Here is a 19,250-nt window from a genome sequence, read left to right as displayed (position 1 = left end):
CGCCTGAACGCAAACCGGATAGATAAGAGAACCTTCTTAATTACCGCTTACACATTGACCTTTCAGAGAAAATGGTCGACCATCCAGTAAGCCGTTTTCGTTGAGAGCGGCGTTCTATGGGGTTGTATTTCGTCCGGCATCGCGCGGACTCATCCTTGAAACCATTAACAGGATTAAGGAGTTAGAATGAAATCGAACCGTCAGGCCCGTCATATTCTTGGCCAGGACCACAAAATATCCAACCAACGTAAATCCGTGACCGAAGGTGACAAAACCAGCGTGGTCAATAATCCTACCGGTAGAAAACGCCGCGCTGACAGCAATAAGTAACCGCCTGTTTTCGATATGACGACCAACACCATTGCCCCCGCAATGGTGTTTTTGCTTATAAAACCCCTCTATCCATACACAATGCTTTATAATCTGTGCCCGATTCCCTGGCGCAAGGCAACATATGACGATAAATGACAATGCCAGGGACGGTAATTCAAAAAAGAGTGAGTGACATGGACATCAAAACCAAGAAACCGCGTTCCCTTTATATTCCCTACGCCGGCCCTGTACTGCTTGAATTTCCTCTCCTGAACAAAGGCAGCGCATTCAGTGTGGAAGAGCGTCGTAACTTCAACCTGCTGGGGTTACTGCCGGAAGTCGTCGAAACGATTGAAGAACAGGTTGAACGCGCCTGGATCCAGTATCAAGGATTCAAAACTGAAATCGATAAACACATTTACCTGCGCAACATTCAGGATACCAACGAAACCCTGTTCTACCGCCTGGTGCATGACCATCTCGATGAGATGATGCCCGTCATCTACACCCCAACGGTCGGTGCGGCCTGCGAGCGTTTTTCGGAGATCTACCGTCGTTCACGCGGTGTGTTTATCTCCTACCAGAACCGTCACAACATGGACGACATCCTGCAAAACGTCCCGAACCACAATATCAAAGTGATCGTGGTGACTGACGGTGAACGTATTCTGGGGCTGGGTGACCAGGGGATTGGCGGTATGGGGATCCCTATCGGGAAATTGTCTCTGTACACCGCCTGTGGCGGGATAAGCCCCGCGTACACCCTCCCGGTGGTGCTGGATGTCGGCACCAATAACCAGCAACTGCTGAACGATCCGCTCTATATGGGCTGGCGTAACCCGCGTATTACCGACGATGAGTACTATGAATTTGTCGATGACTTCATCCAGGCGGTGAAAGAACGCTGGCCGGATGTGCTGTTGCAGTTCGAAGATTTTGCACAGAAAAACGCGATGCCGTTACTCAACCGCTATCGTGATGAAATTTGCTCTTTCAACGATGATATCCAGGGGACTGCTGCGGTCACCGTTGGCACACTCATTGCGGCCAGCCATGCCGCAGGCAGCCAGTTAAGCGAGCAAAAAATCGTCTTCCTCGGCGCCGGTTCCGCAGGTTGCGGTATTGCCGAGCAGATAGTTGCGCAGATTCAGCGCGAAGGGTTGAGTGAAGAAGCCGCTCGCCAGCGCGTGTTTATGGTGGATCGCTTTGGTCTGTTAACCGACCGGATGCCTAACCTGCTGCCGTTCCAGACCAAACTGGTGCAAAAACGCGAGAATCTGCAACAGTGGGATACGCAAAATGACGTGCTCTCCCTGCTTGATGTGGTGAGGAATGTGAAGCCGGATATTTTGATCGGCGTTTCCGGCCAGACGGGGCTGTTTACCGAAGAGATCATTCGTGAGATGCACAAGCATTGTCCGCGTCCGATCGTGATGCCGCTGTCTAACCCGACGTCTCGCGTGGAAGCGACGCCGCAGGACATCATCGCATGGACGGAAGGAAATGCATTGGTGGCGACGGGCAGCCCGTTTACCCCTGTGGTGTGGAAAGACAAAACCTATCCTATCGCCCAGTGTAATAACGCCTATATCTTCCCGGGTATCGGTCTGGGCGTGATCGCCGCAGGCGCGTCACGCATTACCGATGAAATGCTGATGTCAGCCAGTGAAACATTGGCGAAATACTCGCCGATGGTGCTCAACGGCGAAGGGCTGGTTCTACCGGAGTTGAAAAATATCCAGACTGTGTCGCGCGCCATTGCTTTTGCCGTCGGCAAAATGGCTCAGCAACAAGGTGTCGCAGTGAAAACCTCTGCCGAGGCGCTGCAACAGGCTATCGACGATAACTTCTGGCTGGCGGAATACCGCGATTACCGCCGTACCTCCATCTAACTAAAAATAGGCCCGGCGGCGAAATGGTCGCCGGGCTATTCTCCCCCCGATGTTTGCAGTAGCGAAATTCCCCCTTTGTGCTTACACTTTCACCATCCATTAACATTCGGAAAATAAAAGGAGGATACTTATGCTGTACTGTGAACGTTTCATCGCTTCACATACATTAGGCGATCGCCAGTGCTCAAGCGTTATCGGTATCGTGCTGCGATAACTTTGGCTTGAGCGAAGCAACCAACTCTTACCTCTTCTCTCGGGCTTACCGGGTTATCGTCAGCGATGTTTGACGAGGCGTTTTCACGCCTGTAACTCTTGAGTAAGCAACAATGAGCACTTTATTAACCGCACAATCTTTACACGTTGATACGGCGTTTGGCCCGTTATTCCGCGATCTCACCTTTACGCTAAAAAAAGGCGATCGTATGGGGCTTATCGGCGACAACGGTTGTGGCAAAAGCACGCTGTTAAAAATTCTCGACGGCAGCGAAATGCCGACGTCAGGTTCTGTTTCTCTGGCCAGTCACTGTCATCTCGCCCGTGTTGAACAACATTTGCCGCCTGACATTCTCTCGTTACCCCTACGGGAGGCGGTGTTGGGGCAACTGCCGGAACGCGAACGCCTCAGCCAGCAATGGCAGGCTGAGTCAATACTCGCGGAAATGGGGTTTACGACGGACGATTTGTCATTGTCAGCGCAAGTTCTGAGTGGCGGACAGCATACGCGTCTGTTACTTGCCCGTGCGTTGATGCGCCATCCTGACCTGCTGTTACTGGATGAGCCAGGCAACCACCTGGATCTCCCCACCTTATTGTGGCTGGAACAGTTCTTACAACGCTGGTCAGGCAGTTTCGTTGTTGTCTCGCATGATCCAAATCTGTTAGATGCAGTCACTAACGGCACCTGGATCCTGCGTGATCATCGATTACACGCCTTTGCGCTGCCCTGTAGCGCGGCCAGACAGGCACTGGCTGACGCCGATGTCAGTGATGCGCTGCGTTACAAAGCAGAGCAAAAAGAGATCGACAGGGTCACTGCCAGCGCCAAACGCCTGGCAAACTGGGGGCGGGTTTACGACAACGAAGATTTGTCTCGTAAAGCAAAGCAGATGGAAAAACACGTTTCCCGTCTGAGAGCCGTGCAGACAGAAGTCACAGCAGGAAGTCAGTGGTCACTAACATTAAAAGGTGAAACCGTTCGTGCAGACCGTTTGCTGGAGATTAACGGGCTGCACGTGTCACCGGCGCCGGAGACACCTGTGCTGTTTTCTGTTCCGGGGGCCAGACTTAAAAGTGGCGACCGGGTTGCCCTTATTGGACGTAACGGCTGCGGAAAATCATCACTGCTCCGGCTTCTCTGGCAACAGTTTCAGTCTGTGCAGGACAATGCGAGCGTCTGTCTGCACCCTCGCGTTTCTGTGGGCTATTATGATCAAACGCTGCAGCAGCTCGCGGATAATGATTCGTTGTTTGATGCGCTTGAGCCGTTTGCCCCACAGCCCGACGTACGCAAGATGGCGCTGATAGGTGCGGGTTTTCCCTGGAACCGTCATCAGCAACGGGTCGATACGTTAAGCGGCGGCGAGCGCTCACGGTTGTTGTTTGTGGGATTGTCGCTGGCGCGGTTTAGCGTGTTGATGCTTGACGAGCCGACCAACCATCTGGATATGCAAGGGAAAGAGGCGCTGGCGCAAACCCTGCAAAGCTTCGGCGGCGGCGTGCTGCTGGTGAGTCATGACAGACAGTTTATCCGCCAAAGTTGTAATCGCTTCTGGTTTATTGATCGGGAGATATTGAGTGAATGGCACGATCTCGAGGCGATCAACGCGCGTATTCGGGAAACGTCTGTTGCGTGGCCGACGACGCCCCGCCCGGCTCAGGAATCAGCGCATTCCCTCGCAGATGACAGCGATCGCCTGCTGGAAAAGCTTCTGCTGCTGGAACAGCAATTAGCGGATGACCTGGCGCGTAAGCCAAAGCACCAGAAGCCGCATTTGCAGGCGCAATGGCGTCAGGAGATCGACGCGCTTATGTTGCGACTAGAATAAGCACGTCATTGGGCACCGTTCGGGTGCCCTCTTCACCTGCCTCGTCAAGCCATTAATATTAGTATTTATTATGATTTGACATGCCCATTAACGGTAAAAAACAGCCTGAAACGCGGAAAATATCGTTCTTCACACTTGCATATATCATCAGAAAAATTAATCCTTACGAGGTAAAAGAGAATAAGACTTACTTGCCTTACTCGCTATGCAGTTCACGATCATGATAAGGAGAAGACTATGAAAGCTGCTGTTGTCACTAAAGATCATCAGGTTGATGTCACTGAGAAAACGCTACGCTCGCTGCAACACGGTGAAGCGCTACTGAAAATGGAGTGCTGTGGTGTGTGTCATACCGATCTCCATGTTAAAAACGGCGATTTTGGCGACAAAACCGGCGTTACTCTGGGACACGAAGGCATTGGCGTGGTCACTGCCATTGGGCCAGGCGTGACCTCCCTTAAGCCAGGCGATCGCGCAAGCGTGGCATGGTTCTTTGAAGGATGTGGCCACTGTGAATACTGTAACAGCGGCAACGAGACGCTGTGCCGTGACGTCAAAAACGCAGGTTACAGCGTTGATGGCGGTATGGCTGAAGAGTGCATCGTGGTGGCGGACTATGCGGTGAAAGTGCCGGAGGGTCTGGATTCCGCGGCGGCAAGCAGCATCACCTGTGCGGGCGTCACCACTTATAAAGCCGTGAAAATCTCGAAGATTAAACCCGGTCAGTGGATTGCTATCTACGGACTCGGCGGTTTGGGCAACCTGGCGCTACAGTATGCGAAAAACGTTTTTAACGCCAAAGTGATTGCCATTGACGTGAACGACGAACAACTCAAGCTCGCCAAAGAAATGGGTGCCGATCTGGTTATCAATTCACGCACAGACGATGCGGCGAAAATCGTACAGGAGAAAACGGGTGGCGCGCATGCGGCGGTCGTGACTGCTGTTGCGAAAGCCGCGTTTAACTCTGCGGTGGATGCGGTGCGTGCAGGTGGCCGGGTGGTTGCCGTTGGCCTGCCGCCGGAAGCCATGAGCCTGGACATTCCGCGTCTGGTGCTGGACGGTATTCAGGTGGTCGGTTCGCTGGTGGGGACGCGTCAGGATCTGACCGAAGCGTTCCAGTTTGCCGCAGAAGGCAAAGTGGTGCCTAAAGTGGCCCTGCGTCCGCTCGGCGACATCAACGCTATCTTCAAAGAGATGGAACAAGGCCAGATTCGTGGCCGTATGGTGATTGATTTCCGCCGCTAATCGGTAAACGGCGACAGCTTTACGCCTCGTCGCCGTTTGTTTTGCGAAGTGTTTTCCACAAACATCCTCTCCTGCTTCCTCTTTGAACGCGTTCCTCGCAGAATTTTGACAATCGTAGCGAATGTTGTTGCGTTACACGGAACAATAATGATAGCGTTCCTCCTGAAGGAACAAGGATGATACGGATGATCATGAACTTCAGACACAAGGGATTGCGTGACTTGTTTCTTCATGGGCGCACTTCAGGCGTTCTGACAACGCAGGTAAAGCGATTGCGTTGCCGTCTCGCTGTGATTGATGCCGCCTGCCATATTAACGATATCGACATGCCGGGTTACAAGCTGCACCCGTTGAGCGGCGATCGTGATGGAATTTGGGCGATATCTGTCTCGGGGAACTGGCGAATAACCTTTGAGTTCGTCAATGGCGATGCATACATACTGAATTACGAGGACTATCACGCATGAAAATGGCAAATCATCCCCGCCCGGGAGAGATTATTCAGGAGGCGCTGAACGAACTTAACGTCAGTCTGCGCGAATTTGCCAGAGCAATGGACATTGCTCCCTCTACAGCAAGCCGGTTGCTCACAGGGAAAGCGGCGTTAACGCCAGAAATGGCGATTAAGCTCTCCGTGGTGATCGGCAGTTCACCGCAAATGTGGCTGAATCTGCAAACCGCCTGGAGTCTGACAGAAGCAGAAAAAACCGTCGATATTTCAAAGCTCCGCCATCTGGCAATGCAATAATCCACCTGAATCTGGAATTCTTGCTGAGAATGGATATCGGTGCGCCGTAGTGTATCTGATAAAAAAATGGCGCCTTTTCAGCGCCATTTTTACGGTATCGAGTCAAAAGGGATTATAACCCTTCTTCACTCTCTTTTTTGGCTTCGGCTTTCTCGACATCGCGATACCAGCGCGGATGGTGTTTCTTCGCCCAGCGACGGCTGACTTTCCCTTCAACCATGCCTTTGATCGATCCCTTCACCCAAAAGGCCATATACATATGGATGAGGATGGCGTGCATCAGAATAATGCCCGCCGCCGCGTGGATCAGCAGGCTGTAACGCACCACCTGCATCGGGAAGAACTGCGCGAAGTACGGACGCCAGATAATGACGCCCGTCACCAGCAGCACGAAAATCATGCTCATGATCGACCAGAACATCATTTTTTGCCCGGCGTTGTACTTACCCACATCCGCCACTTTGTGTTCATTACCTTTCAGCACTTCCACAATATTCTTCAGCCACGGAATGTCTTTCTTATCCGGGATGTTGTGCTGTACAAAACGAAAGAACATAAACATCAGCGCGACGAAGATAGCGATGCCGAAGAACGGGTGCAGGATGCGCCCCATCTGCGGCGTACCGAAGGTTTGCGTCAGCCATTGCAACGTCGGGAAGAAAAACGAAATTCCCGACAGCGCCACCAGGAAGAAACAAATCACCACCGTCCAGTGACAGGCGCGGTCGATAAATTTCGTGCGCACTATCATTTTTGACTTACTCATGATTTCCCTCCTCTTCGTCGTCCACTTCTTTGTTCGGGCCGATACCAATGTAGTGGTAGATCAGTCCGGCGAAAGTGGCGATAAACCCAGCTGCCGCCAACGGTTTCAACGCCCCTTTCCACAGGTTGATTGAGGTGTCGACTTTCGGGTCCTTCGGCAAACCATGATACAGCTCTGGCTGGTTCGCGTGATGCAGTACATACATCACGTGTGTCCCTCCCACGCCTTGCGGGTTATACACCCCGGCATGCTCATAGCCACGCGCTTTCAGTTTTTCTACGCGCTGCTCAGCCATTTCCAGCATCTCTTGTTTGGTGCCGAAATGAATCGCCCCCGTCGGGCACGTTTTCACGCATGCCGGCTCCTGGCCGACGCTGACGCGATCAACGCAAAGTGTACATTTATAGACGCGGTTATCCTCTTTATTGAGGCGCGGTACATTAAACGGACACCCGGCAATACAGTAGCCGCAGCCAATGCAGTGTTCGGACTGAAAATCGACAATCCCGTTGGCATACTGGATGATTGCCCCGGCAGACGGGCACGCCTTCAGGCAGCCTGGATCTTCACAGTGCATACAGCCGTCTTTACGGATCAACCACTCCAGCTTGCCGTTTTGCTCGGTTTCGCTAAAGCGCATCACCGTCCAGGATTTCGCGCTCAGATCGGCCGGGTTGTCATATACCCCAACACAATGCCCAACCTCATCGCGAATGTCGTTCCACTCCGAGCACGCCACCTGGCAGGCTTTGCAGCCTATGCAGGTGGAAACGTCGATCAGTTTGGCGACCTCAGCCTTGTAATCACGCACCTGGGGAGGCGGCGTGATGGCGTTTGTTGCGGACCGTTTGATGATGTCCTGCGTTTCCAAAGACATATGTTCGCCTCCCTTACGCCTTCTCGATGTTAACTAAAAACGCTTTGTATTCCGGCGTTTGCGAGTTTGCATCACCGACGTTCGGCGTCAGAGTGTTGGCGATAAAGCCTTTACGCGCGACCCCTTCAAAGCCCCAGTGAATCGGGATCCCCACCGTTTCGACCTGCTGACCATTCACCTGTAAGGTGCGCAGACGACGTGTGACGACTGCAACCGCACGAATAAATCCGCGCTTGCTGCTGACTTTCACATAGTCACCGTTGGCGATACCTTTCGCGGCGGCCAGCGTTTCGCTGATTTCCACAAACTGCTCTGGCTGGGCGATAGCATTCAACAATGCATGCTTGGTCCAGGTGTGGAAATGTTCCGTCAGACGGTAGGTCGTACCGACATACGGGAACTGATCCTTCTTGCCCAGACGCAAGGCATCTGATTCATACAAACGCACCGCCGGATTGGAAATGACGTTTGGATGCAGCGGGTTGGTCCCCAGCGGCGTTTCAACCGGCTCGTAGTGTTCCGGGAACGGCCCTTCCGCCATTTTATCAATCGCGAACAGACGTCCCAGCCCTTCCGGCTGCATGATAAACGGCCCGGTAGCGCTGCCCGGCGGAGCGGTATTGAAGTCAGGGATATCGTTACCCGTCCATTTCGCGCCGTTCCACTGGATCAGCATCCGTTTCGGATCCCACGGTTTACCCTGCGGATCGGCGGAGGCGCGGTTATACAGAACGCGGCGGTTCAGCGGCCACGCCCACGCCCACCCCAGTGTGTTACCGAGGCCAGACGGATCGGCGTTGTCACGGTTGGCCATCTGGTTGCCCTGCTCCGTCCAGCTACCGGTATAAATCCAGCAAGAGGACGCCGTAGTACCGTCATCGCGCAACTGCGCGAAACTGCTCAACAACTGGCCTTTTTTAGCGATCAGCACACCGTTGGCGTCATAGAGATCGGCCAGCGCATAGCCGTTGTTTTCTTTGGCGACTTCTTCTGATTCCGGATGGTCGGGCTGTTTGTAGTGCCAGCTCATTTTCAGCAGCGGCTCTACACCTTTACCGCCTTCTGTGCGATAGAGATCGCGCAGACGATGGTAAATCCCGGCCAGAATTTCGCCGTCATTGCGGGCTTCGCCTGGCGCGTCTTGTCCTTTCCAGTGCCACTGCAACCAGCGACCGGAGTTGGCAATGGAGCCATCTTCTTCCGCAAAACAGGTGGACGGCAGACGGAACACTTCAGTCTGAATCGATGCCGGATCGACATCATTGGACTCACCGTGGTTCTGCCAGAACGTCGAGGTTTCTGTCACCAGCGGATCGATAACGACCATGTACTTCAACTTACTCAGGGACTGCACCACTTTGTTTTTGTCCGGGAAGGACGCCACCGGGTTGAAGCCCTGACAGATATAGCCGGTCACTTTACCGCTATCCATCATGTTGAAGTATTTAATGACGTCGTACGACTGATCCCATTTCGGCAGCCACTCAAATCCCCAGTCATTCTCTTTCTGCGCCGCGTCGCCGTAGAACGATTTCATCAGGCTGACAAAGAACTTCGGATAGTTACCCCAATAGTTAACCTGTTCCGCCAGCGTGGCTTTTGGCGTATTAGCCGTCAAATAGGTTTGCAGATCGGTCTGTTTTTCTGACGGTAGCGTCAGATAGCCAGGCAAACTGGTGGAGAGGAGACCTAAATCGGTTAACCCCTGAATGTTGGAGTGCCCGCGCAACGCGTTCACGCCGCCGCCAGCCATCCCCATGTTGCCGAGCAGCAACTGGATCATCGCCATCGTGCGAATGTTCTGCGCGCCGACAGTGTGTTGCGTCCAGCCTAAGGCATAAAGGAAGGTGGTCGTACGATCGGCCGCGCTGGTGGAGGCTAACACTTCGCACACTTTCAGGAAGTCGGTTTTTGGCGTACCGCAGATGTTTTCCACCACATCCGGCGTATAGCGGGAGACGTGCTGTTTCAGCAAGTTCCACACGCAGCGTGGGTGACTCAGTGTGTCATCGCGTTTTGCATAGCCGTTTTCATCGAACTGGTAGTTCCATGATGACTTATCATACTGCCGTTTTTTCGCGTCGTAGCCGCTAAACAGGCCGTCTTCGAACGTAAAATCATCCCGCACCAGCAAGCTGGCATTGGTGTAATGCTTCACATACTCAGCATTGATTTTCTGATTTTCGATCAGATACAGCAGTACGCCAGACAGGAATGTAATGTCCGTACCGGAACGAATCGGCGCATAGATATCCGCAACCGACGCAGTACGCGTAAAGCGAGGATCGACGACAATCAACGTCGCATCATTATTGTTCTTCGCTTCCATCGCCCAGCGGAATCCCACTGGATGTGCTTCAGCGGCGTTACCGCCCATCACCATCACGACGTTGGCGTTTTTGATATCAACCCAGTGGTTGGTCATCGCACCGCGACCAAATGTTGGAGCAAGACTTGCTACCGTTGGTCCGTGTCAGACGCGCGCCTGGTTATCGATGGCCAGCATGCCGAGAGAGCGCACAAATTTTTGCGTCAGCATACCGGTTTCATTACTGGACGCTGAGGCGCAAAGCATCCCGGTAGTCAGCCAGCGGTTGACGGTAACGCCCTGCTCGTTCTTTTCAATAAAGTTAGCGTCACGGTCAGCTTTCATCAGTTTTGCGATACGGGAGAACGCTTCATCCCAACTGATACGCTGCCATTTGTCTGAACCCGGTGCGCGATATTGCGGATAACGCAGGCGATTTTCGCTGTGAACATAGTCCAGCAAACCCGCGCCTTTAGGACACAATGCCCCACGGCTTACCGGATGGTCCGGGTCCCCTTCAATATGGTAAATCGCTTCCTTTGCGTTTTTGGCTCCATCTCCGAGGCTATACATTAATAGCCCGCATCCTACGGAACAGTATGTGCAAGAGTTTCGGATCTCTTTGGCGCGCAGCAGTTTGTAATTACGCGCCTGAGCCAGTGCAGACTTGGGGGCAAAACCAAGCGCTGCGACTGTTGTTCCTGCCATACCGCCCGCGCAGATTTTAAAAAATTGTCTGCGGCTGACGTCCATTGCTTTCCTCTTTTTTACAGGGATGTAACTTCGCGACGAAACTAACAGCTATGCCCATATCTTTTTTGCGTCAAATCAAAAACGAATCGGTTCCGCTACTAAATAGTGCTGTTTGCCTAACATTTGTACCCACAAAGAAGTAGCAGGTAGGATGATTTATTAACGCCAGACTGTTTAAAAGTGCTATAAATTTCAGCTTCTTTAATTAAAAGGAGCGAGGACAGACGAACAGAATGACGAGACAAAAAGCAACGCTAATAGGACTGATTGCCATCGTGCTCTGGAGCACCATGGTAGGGCTGATTCGGGGCGTGAGTGAAGGGCTTGGTCCGGTGGGCGGCGCGGCCATGATTTATTCATTAAGCGGACTGTTGCTTATTTTTACTGTCGGGTTTCCTAATATTCGTCGCTTTCCTGTTCGTTATTTAATCGCTGGCAGTCTCCTTTTCGTCAGTTACGAAATATGCCTCGCGCTGTCGCTGGGTTATGCGGTTACGCGGCATCAGGCTATTGAGGTTGGTATGGTCAACTATTTATGGCCCAGCCTGACGATTCTTTTCGCCATCTTGTTTAATGGCCAAAAAACAACCTGGCTGGTCATTCCTGGATTAATGGTGGCGTTGACCGGTGTCTGTTGGGTATTAGGGGGTGAGAATGGACTTAATCCTGGTGAAATAATCAACAACGTTGCCACCAACCCATTAAGCTATTTTCTCGCCTTTATTGGGGCATTTATCTGGGCGACGTATTGCACGGTCACCAATAAATATGCCCGGGGATTTAACGGTATCACTGTCTTTGTTTTGCTCACCGCCGCAAGTTTGTGGGTACACTATTTATTGACGCCTCAGCCCGAAATGCATTTCACCCTTCCCGTTACCATCAAGCTATTTTCGGCGGCATTAACGTTAGGTTTTGCCTACGCAGCATGGAATGTCGGAATTTTGCACGGAAATGTCACTATTATGGCCGTAGGATCTTATTTTACCCCGGTACTGTCCTCTGCACTGGCAGCGGTTCTTTTAAGCGCCCCACTTTCATTTTCGTTCTGGCAAGGCGCTATTATGGTGTGTGTCGGTTCGCTGCTTTGCTGGCTGGCAACACGCCGTGCCTGAGGGCTACAGTCGGGCCTTAATATCGTCCACTGGATGAAAAACGACCCGATAGCCTATTTCTTGTTACAATTACACATCTTACTCTCACTGCAGATAATAGCCCTGCACCGAAAATTCTTATTTGCTTTTTTCCCATCTTATTGCCATATAGTTAATACACCGTGGATTGTTCATTTTGACGCCACGTGCGCATTTTGTATTCAATTGTTTTATTTTGTGTTAAATATGTTATTAATTTGATGTTATATTGATAACAAATGGCATTTTATGCACAACCGAAACTGTATTTTGCCACATAGTCCGCATTTGTAACTAAACCATTTCAAACAATAAACAGATGTATAATTCACTCATTAAAATATACCTAATAAGAAAGTCCCTTATTTAAATTAATATCATCATGACTATTATGTAGATCCAGATCACATAACTGTAAATATTTGGTAATATAGTGAAACTTATTATTGAACTTATACCACTGCGTAATTTAAAAATGGTCTGCCATTGACGGACGGGTTCGTTTAGAAATGGTTTAGGAAACACACTAAGAAAATTATAAGGATTATTGAGAATGAAACTTAAATTAGTTGCAGTGGCAGTGACTACCCTGTTGGCAGCAGGAGCAGTAAACGCAGCAGAGATTTATAATAAAGACGGCAACAAACTGGACCTGTACGGTAAAGTTCACGCTCAGCATTATTTCTCTGATGACACCAGCAGCGACGGTGACAAAACTTACGTGCGTACCGGCTTTAAAGGCGAAACTCAGATCAACGACCAACTGGTTGGTTTTGGCCAGTGGGAATATGAATTTAAAGGCAACCGTACTGAAGATCAGGGTTCCGAAGGCGACAAAACTCGTCTGGCATTTGCAGGTCTGAAATTCGCTGAATACGGTTCCTTCGACTATGGCCGTAACTACGGCGTAGCGTACGACATCGGCGCATGGACCGACGTTCTGCCTGAGTTCGGTGGCGATACCTGGACCCAGACTGACGTGTTCATGACCAGCCGTACTACCGGCGTTGCAACTTACCGTAACACCGACTTCTTCGGTCTGGTTGAAGGTCTGAACTTTGCCGCTCAGTACCAGGGTAAAAACGAAGACAAACGTAATCCTAACGAAGCCAATGGCGACGGTTTTGGTCTGTCTACCACCTATGAGTACGAAGGTTTTGGCGTGGGCGCGACCTATGCAAAATCTGACCGTACCGATGGTCAGGTCACTTATGGCCGTGCCGACACTCTGAACGCTGACGGCGATACCGCTGAAGTATGGGCTGCAGGTCTGAAATACGATGCGAACAACATCTACCTGGCAACCACCTACTCTGAAACCCGCAACATGACTGTGTTTGGTGATAACGATTATATCGCGAACAAAGCACAGAACTTTGAAGTTGTGGCTCAGTATCAGTTCGACTTCGGTCTGCGTCCGTCCGTTGCTTACCTGAAATCCAAAGGTAAAGATCTGGGTACCTGGGGCGACCAGGATCTGGTTGAATACGTTGACGTGGGTGCGACCTACTACTTCAACAAAAACATGTCTACCTTCGTTGATTACAAAATCAACCTGCTGGATGACAACAACTTCACCAAACATGCTGGTGTAAGCACTGATGACATCGTGGCTGTTGGCCTGACTTATCAGTTCTAATTTTGTTGTAACCTGAAATCAAAGCCAGCCCATGATGGGCTGGCTTTTCTTGATTTGTTGAACCGGTCATAAAGGAGTATGCCGTGCAAACGTTCACTGGACGTTGTCTCTGCGGACAGAGTCAATTTACCGTTAACGTCGAAATGCTTGATGTCTATGCCTGTCATTGCACGCTATGCCAGAAATGGTCAGGTGGCATTGCTATGTATCTGGAAGCCAGCGGTGAACCGCTGATGTCGCCAGAGTCATCAGAACCTTCGCACTTTCCCTCTTCAACGCGTGGCGAACGTTTTTTCTGTTCCGGTTGCGGATGCCCACTGTGGTTTACGCTGACCAACAACGAGCGCTACTTTATTCCGTGGACATTGCTGGAACTTAACGAGGTTGATCGCCGCCGTCTGATTCTGGCCGCGGAAATCTACACCGAAACGCAACCAGCTTTCTGGCGACTGACGGGGCAATACGCTCGCCTGAGCGGTAAAGAAGTCGAGGAGATGGACTACCCCTGTCAATTAACCCATTAAATTAACGCTGCTTTATCTTTGCCAGACTGAACCACATCCCCACCGCCAGTAGGATCAACAGACTTCCGGCGCTGCTTAACGCCACACTGTGCGACCAGGTGAACGCCTGTCTGGCCGCCCCGAGAACCGCTTCGCCAAGCTTTGGTGAGAGCGTATGGGCAAGCTGTACCGCTTCACCCATTGATGACGACGCGCGTTCTATCTCCTGCTCGTTTAACCCGCCCGGTAGCATGACAGATGCCGAGAAACTCCGGCTCAGCAGTAAACCAAAGATGGCGATGCCTAACCCCGCGCCCAGCTCATAGGCCATCGTTTCAATGGCACCCGCGGCGGCGGCTTTTTCTGCCGGTGCCGCGGCCATAATGGCCGCCGTTGATGCCAGCAACGCACTGGCGGCGCTGAATCCGAGCAATGCCATCAACCCCCAGGCCTGCCATTGTTGAGTGCTAAAGTCGGTCAACGCCAGACCATAAAAACTCAACGCGCTAAACGCCATCCCGCCTGTTGCCACCCAACGCAAACCTAGCCGTGATACCAGCATGCCGGCAATGGGACCGCTGAATCCGCTGGCCACCATCACAGGCAGCATAAACAGTCCTGCCTGATACGGCGTTAAACCGTGAACAAACTGCAACTCCTGCGCCATCAGCAGTTCAAAGCCCACCAGCGTTATCATCGCGGTCATCGCCATCACCACGCCACTCAGGATGATACGGTGGGTAAAAAGACGCATGTCGATCATCGGGCGCGAAGCTGCCAGTTGGATGCGTACAAACGCGGCCAGTAACAGCGCCCCCACCAGCAAGGTCAATGCAATCACACCGACCGCAAGATGCCCCTTCAGCGCTGTTTTCGCGCTATAGACCAACAGCAAAATGGCGATGATCAACATGATTGCGTGTGCCAGATTGAGCGACTGCTCGCGACGACCGGACTGTGGCGGTACAAAGCGCGCCGTCAATCCCATTACCAGTAAGACTATCGGTACGTTGATCAGAAATACTGAGCCCCAGTAGAAATGCTCCAGCAACATCCCTCCGACCAGCGGACCAAATGCTGCGCCCCCCGATCCTACGGCGGCCCAAACGCCCAGCGCCATATTGCGATGACGCACTTCAGAGAAAGTCGCGCGGATCCCCGCCAGTGTCGCAGGCACAATCATTGCAGCACCGATAGCCAACAGCGCCCGTGTTGCAATCAACAGGCTGGCGCTATGGGCAAATGCGGCGGCCAGCGAGGCCATCCCAAATAATCCGCCACCCAATAACAGCAGACGTTTAAAACCGATACGATCGCCCAGCGCGCCCATCGGTAAGACCATCCCTGCCATCACCAGGGAATAAATATCAATGATCCACAGCAGCTCGTTGCCACTGGCGCCCAGCGTCATACTCAGCGTGGGAGCGGCAACATGCAGCACCGTTGCATCGATCGCAACAGGGATGTAGACCAGCACAATAATCACTAACGTTAACCACTGACGAAACATAAAACTCCCGCTAAAAACAAAGTTGGACACTTGTCCAGTTTTAGCGATCCTACGGAAAGTTGAACGCATGTCCAGCTTTTTGTTACACTGCCGTCACGGTAAGCGGAGTGAGAGGCGTATGCGCTATTTAAATCGGGATGACCGTCGTGAAGTGATTCTGCAGGCGGCCATGCGCGTTGCGTTGCAGGAAGGGTTTAATGCCATGACGGTGAGACGTATTGCGACCGAAGCCAGCGTGGCGACCGGGCAACTTCACCACCATTTCAGCAATGCGGGCGAACTTAAATCACAGGCGTTTATTCGTCTGATTCGTACCCTGCTGGATACCAATATCGCACCGCAGAACGCTAACTGGCGAACGCGTCTTCATGCCATGCTGGGCAGCCAGGACGGCGGTTTTGAGCCGTACATTAAACTCTGGCGGGAAGCGCAAATCCTTGCGGATAAAGACCCTGAAATCAAAAACGCGTATCTGCTGACGATGAAAATGTGGCACGACGATACCGTGCGGTTGATCGAGCAAGGTCGTGAGGCCGGAGAGTTCACCTTCACCGACAGCGCGGCGGAGATCGCCTGGCGTTTAATTGCGCTGGTTTGCGGTCTGGACGGTATGTACGCGCTTGGCATGACGGAAATGGCCGATCCCGCCTTTGAACGGCATCTGGATCATATGATTTCACGGGAACTGTTTCTCTGATGCTAACTCTGATGTCGGGGTTCTCCGCCAGAGGGCATCGCTCTTCGGTGGACTGCGCGTTATGATGGTTCTCCGACCTAAGGAGAACCGAATGAAACCCCAGGTTTATCATGTTGATGCTTTCACCTCCGAACCATTTCGCGGCAACTCGGCGGGCGTCGTGTTACATGCTGATGGACTCAGCGACGCGCAAATGCAGCTTATCGCCCGCGAACTACACCACAGTGAAACGGCATTCGTCTTAAAAAGCGACGACTGCGATGTGCGTATTCGTTACTTTACGCCAACGGTTGAAGTGCCTATTTGTGGTCATGCGACCATTGCGGCGCATTATGTTCGCGCCACCGTACTGGGATTAGGAAACTGTACCGTCTGGCAACGCTCGCTCGCCGGACGTCACCGGGTCGATATTTTTGCGCAAGAAAATGACTATCGCATCACGCTGGAACAAGGTACGCCAGGCTTTGAGCCGCCGCTTGAAGGTGAGACGCGAACTGCCATCATCAACGCATTCCACCTTTGTGAAGACGATATCCTCCCAGGTCTGCCCATTCAGGTGGCGACAACGGGGCATTCGAAAGTGATGATCCCGCTGAAACCGGAGGTCGATATTGACGCCCTTTCCCCCGATCTTGCGGCACTTATCACTATCAGCCAGCAGATTGGGTGCAACGGTTTTTTCCCGTTCCAAATCCGTCCCGGGAAAAATGAAACCGATGGCCGCATGTTCTCCCCCACAATGGGTATTGTTGAAGATCCCGTAACTGGCAACGCCAATGGTCCTATGGGAGCATGGCTGGTTCATCACAATGTGATGGCGCATGATGGTAAAACGCTACGTATTCAAGGGCATCAAGGGAGGGCGTTAGGTCGTGATGGCGTCATTGATGTGACTGTTACCATTCGCGATAACCAGCCGGAGAAAGTGACGATTTCCGGTACTGCGGTGATCTTATTTTCCGCCGAATGGTCTATTGACCTGTAAGGTTCTCCGCCGGAGGGCACCGCTCTCCGGCAAACTGCGAAATACCTATTTTCCTGCTTCCGGATGGGTATCAAACGCAGACATCACCGCCGCCAGTTCCGCCTCGCTAAAACCGTGCTTCGCATCGTCAACGCCCAGACCAAAACGTGTCTGCAACAGCGCGTACAAACTGGCCACATCGGGCAAGTTTGTCTGCTCTATCGCGTGCCCATTTTGATAGTGCGTAAAATGGAAGTTGGTCAGCGTCAGTTTCCCTCCGTCCGGCAGATGACGACACATCAACAAATAGTGGCGAAAATGCGATTGCGGCCAGTGCGCCGACCAGAAGTTCCCCATCACATAATCACTTTGGTACTGGATGCCGAGATCGAAATAATACATCGCTTGCCAGTGCTCATGGTGGCGGAACTGCAAAATCCACGCATCGCCCTCTTGAATCAGACGGTATTCCCCATGAGGCGTCTGTTGTTCAAGGTTGGCCTGAAGTCGGATCGGCGCGGTCAGCGTTTGCCCCCCGAACCCCACGTCGGCTATCCACGGTTCACCCTGTAACTCCACCAGTAACAAGCGATGAGTGCGTGGCGGCATACTCGCCGGATTCGCCAGCACGACTCTCCCCAGTAAGATGCGAACGCTGAATCCAGTCTCACGTAATGCCCGTTCAAAAACGCCATTCTGTTCGAAGCAGTATCCGCCACGACGTGCGACGATCAATTTTTCTTCCAGCGACTGATCGTCCAGCTGTATTTCTCGCGGTAACAGCACATCGAGGTTTTCAAACACGATGGCACTGTTGTGATGCAAGTGCAGCGCCCGCAGAGTCTCAATGTTGACTTCAGGCGTGCCTGACCAACCCAGGCGGGCAAAATAAGCGTTTAAAAAAGGCGTCATTGGGTATTCCTGTTGATAGCATCCTGTATTTATAACGTATTTTTGCTGTAGCACAGGCGATTTTGTGCGGTGAATGGCGGCAACGGGGCGACAAAATCGCTAATCCCGTTAATATCAATACTATTCCCGTTACGCTTTTCATCTTGCTGAGGATCTGCCATGAGCCGTTTTCGCCCTGTTGAGTTAACGCATGCCTGCCGACTGTTAAATCATGGCCCGACGATTCTGATAACCAGTCGGGATAATCACACTGAACGCCGCAACGTGATGGCGGCGGCGTGGTCGATGCCGGTTGAATTTGAGCCGCCGCGTATTGCAATTGTGGTCGACAAAAGCGCGTGGTCGCGCGAACTGATTGAGCGCAGCGGCATGTTTGGTATTGTTGTCCCGGGGGTGGCCGCCACCAACTGGACCTATGCGGTAGGCAGCGTTTCAGGGCGCGTGGAAGATAAATTCAACTGCTACGGGATCCCAGTGGTAAAAGGTCCGGTGCTCGGATTACCGGTGATTGAAGAAAAATGTCTGGCGTGGATGGAGTGTCGGCTGCTGCCTGCGACATCCGCGCAGGACAAATACGATACGCTGTTTGGCGAGGTGGTCTCTGCTGCTGCCGACGAACGCGTCTTTGTGGAAGGACGCTGGCAATTTGATGACGACAAACTCAATACCCTGCACCATTTAGGTGCTGGCACCTTTATCACCAGCGGGAAACGGGTCACAGCGGCGTGAACATATGCAAAATCCGCCGCATAGATTACACCGTTTACTGAGGCCAATGATTGGATATCGCGGTGTTAGCCGCACAGAGGGATAAATTCACTCTCGTTGTACCTTAAGGCATACTCCCTGAGGGCGGGATTTTCCGCTCGCTTTACTCTTATATGAAGTTTATGACGCCAAATAACCGAAAATCGTCCTGGACCGTCTGGGCCAAACGTGAAGA

18 protein-coding genes are annotated in these 19,250 nt (G+C 52.1%); 12 read left to right on the top strand and 6 right to left on the bottom strand.

Annotated features, from left to right (window positions below):
• Positions 1–186 precede the first annotated feature (186 nt).
• The 6 genes from sra to CJP72_RS15635 all read left to right on the top strand — a co-directional run bounded on the left by sra (position 187) and on the right by CJP72_RS15635 (position 6,245).
• On the top strand, positions 187–330 hold the full coding sequence (gene sra / locus CJP72_RS15660) for a stationary-phase-induced ribosome-associated protein (RefSeq protein WP_162382275.1): 144 nt from the start codon (positions 187–189) through the stop codon (positions 328–330).
• A gap of 176 nt (positions 331–506) precedes the next feature.
• Positions 507–2,204: a malate dehydrogenase gene (gene maeA, locus CJP72_RS15655; RefSeq protein ID WP_162382274.1), complete on the top strand. Its 1,698-nt coding sequence runs from the start codon at positions 507–509 to the stop codon at positions 2,202–2,204.
• A 326-nt stretch (positions 2,205–2,530) separates the two neighbouring features.
• Positions 2,531–4,249: an ABC-F family ATP-binding cassette domain-containing protein gene (locus CJP72_RS15650; RefSeq protein WP_162382273.1), complete on the top strand. Its 1,719-nt coding sequence runs from the start codon at positions 2,531–2,533 to the stop codon at positions 4,247–4,249.
• 237 nt (positions 4,250–4,486) lie between these two features.
• A complete protein-coding gene (gene adhP / locus CJP72_RS15645; protein ID WP_162382272.1) occupies positions 4,487–5,497 on the top strand; it encodes an alcohol dehydrogenase AdhP in 1,011 nt (336 codons plus the stop codon).
• Positions 5,498–5,682: 185 nt separating this feature from the next.
• Positions 5,683–5,964, top strand: a complete 282-nt coding sequence (locus CJP72_RS15640) for a type II toxin-antitoxin system RelE/ParE family toxin (protein WP_162382290.1) — start codon at positions 5,683–5,685, stop codon at positions 5,962–5,964.
• Positions 5,961–6,245 carry a HigA family addiction module antitoxin gene (locus CJP72_RS15635; RefSeq protein WP_162382271.1) on the top strand — a complete coding sequence of 95 codons (285 nt, stop codon included), beginning with the start codon at positions 5,961–5,963 and terminating at the stop codon, positions 6,243–6,245. Before CJP72_RS15640 ends, CJP72_RS15635 begins: the two co-directional genes overlap by 4 nt.
• 112 nt (positions 6,246–6,357) lie before the next feature.
• Here the strand turns inward: CJP72_RS15635 and fdnI are convergent, their stop codons facing one another.
• From fdnI to fdnG, 3 genes are read right to left on the bottom strand one after another with little or no spacing between them, the layout of a single operon-like run.
• Positions 6,358–7,011: a formate dehydrogenase-N subunit gamma gene (gene fdnI, locus CJP72_RS15630; RefSeq protein WP_162382270.1), complete on the bottom strand. Its 654-nt coding sequence runs from the start codon at positions 7,009–7,011 to the stop codon at positions 6,358–6,360.
• Positions 7,004–7,888 (bottom strand): formate dehydrogenase subunit beta, encoded by an 885-nt coding sequence (fdxH, locus tag CJP72_RS15625; protein WP_162382269.1) that lies wholly within the window; start codon positions 7,886–7,888, stop codon positions 7,004–7,006. The genes fdnI and fdxH overlap by 8 nt, the downstream gene beginning before the upstream one ends.
• 13 nt (positions 7,889–7,901) lie before the next feature.
• The gene (gene fdnG / locus CJP72_RS15620; protein WP_162382268.1) at positions 7,902–10,949 is read right to left on the bottom strand and encodes a formate dehydrogenase-N subunit alpha; all 3,048 of its coding nucleotides are present in this window, start codon (positions 10,947–10,949) and stop codon (positions 7,902–7,904) included.
• Between the two features lie 233 nt (positions 10,950–11,182).
• Here fdnG and yddG point away from each other — a divergent pair, with 233 nt between their 5' ends.
• From yddG to CJP72_RS15605, 3 genes are all read left to right on the top strand, one after another.
• Positions 11,183–12,064 (top strand): aromatic amino acid efflux DMT transporter YddG, encoded by an 882-nt coding sequence (yddG, locus tag CJP72_RS15615; RefSeq protein ID WP_162382267.1) that lies wholly within the window; start codon positions 11,183–11,185, stop codon positions 12,062–12,064.
• Positions 12,065–12,635: 571 nt separating this feature from the next.
• Entirely contained in the window at positions 12,636–13,721 is a 1,086-nt protein-coding gene (gene ompC, locus CJP72_RS15610) for a porin OmpC (RefSeq protein WP_162382266.1), read from the top strand.
• Positions 13,722–13,804: 83 nt separating this feature from the next.
• Positions 13,805–14,245, top strand: a complete 441-nt coding sequence (locus tag CJP72_RS15605; RefSeq protein ID WP_446714972.1) for a GFA family protein — start codon at positions 13,805–13,807, stop codon at positions 14,243–14,245.
• 1 nt (position 14,246) lies between these two features.
• Here CJP72_RS15605 and CJP72_RS15600 read toward each other — a convergent pair whose 3' ends face one another.
• On the bottom strand, positions 14,247–15,734 hold the full coding sequence (locus CJP72_RS15600; protein ID WP_162382265.1) for an MFS transporter: 1,488 nt from the start codon (positions 15,732–15,734) through the stop codon (positions 14,247–14,249).
• A 118-nt stretch (positions 15,735–15,852) separates the two neighbouring features.
• On the opposite strand from CJP72_RS15600, the gene CJP72_RS15595 reads away from it, so the two are divergent.
• Both CJP72_RS15595 and CJP72_RS15590 read left to right on the top strand, forming a co-directional pair.
• A complete protein-coding gene (locus CJP72_RS15595) occupies positions 15,853–16,431 on the top strand; it encodes a TetR family transcriptional regulator (RefSeq protein ID WP_162382264.1) in 579 nt (192 codons plus the stop codon).
• 91 nt (positions 16,432–16,522) lie between these two features.
• Positions 16,523–17,416 (top strand): PhzF family isomerase, encoded by an 894-nt coding sequence (locus CJP72_RS15590; protein WP_162382263.1) that lies wholly within the window; start codon positions 16,523–16,525, stop codon positions 17,414–17,416.
• A 45-nt stretch (positions 17,417–17,461) separates the two neighbouring features.
• Here CJP72_RS15590 and nhoA read toward each other — a convergent pair whose 3' ends face one another.
• Positions 17,462–18,307 carry an N-hydroxyarylamine O-acetyltransferase gene (gene nhoA, locus CJP72_RS15585; protein WP_162382262.1) on the bottom strand — a complete coding sequence of 282 codons (846 nt, stop codon included), beginning with the start codon at positions 18,305–18,307 and terminating at the stop codon, positions 17,462–17,464.
• Positions 18,308–18,336: 29 nt separating this feature from the next.
• Positions 18,337–18,468 (bottom strand): hypothetical protein, encoded by a 132-nt coding sequence (locus CJP72_RS25865; RefSeq protein ID WP_255498346.1) that lies wholly within the window; start codon positions 18,466–18,468, stop codon positions 18,337–18,339.
• On the opposite strand from CJP72_RS25865, the gene CJP72_RS15580 reads away from it, so the two are divergent.
• Positions 18,467–19,036, top strand: coding sequence for a flavin reductase family protein (locus CJP72_RS15580; RefSeq protein ID WP_162382261.1), 570 nt, complete (start codon positions 18,467–18,469; stop codon positions 19,034–19,036). The genes CJP72_RS25865 and CJP72_RS15580 overlap by 2 nt on opposite strands.
• The last annotated feature ends 214 nt before the right edge of the window (positions 19,037–19,250 follow it).

It is taken from the genome of Citrobacter sp. NCU1, from assembly GCF_010231475.1.
In the GTDB taxonomy this organism is placed as follows: domain Bacteria; phylum Pseudomonadota; class Gammaproteobacteria; order Enterobacterales; family Enterobacteriaceae; genus Citrobacter_D.
This window is presented reverse-complemented; position numbering and strand designations above follow the sequence as displayed.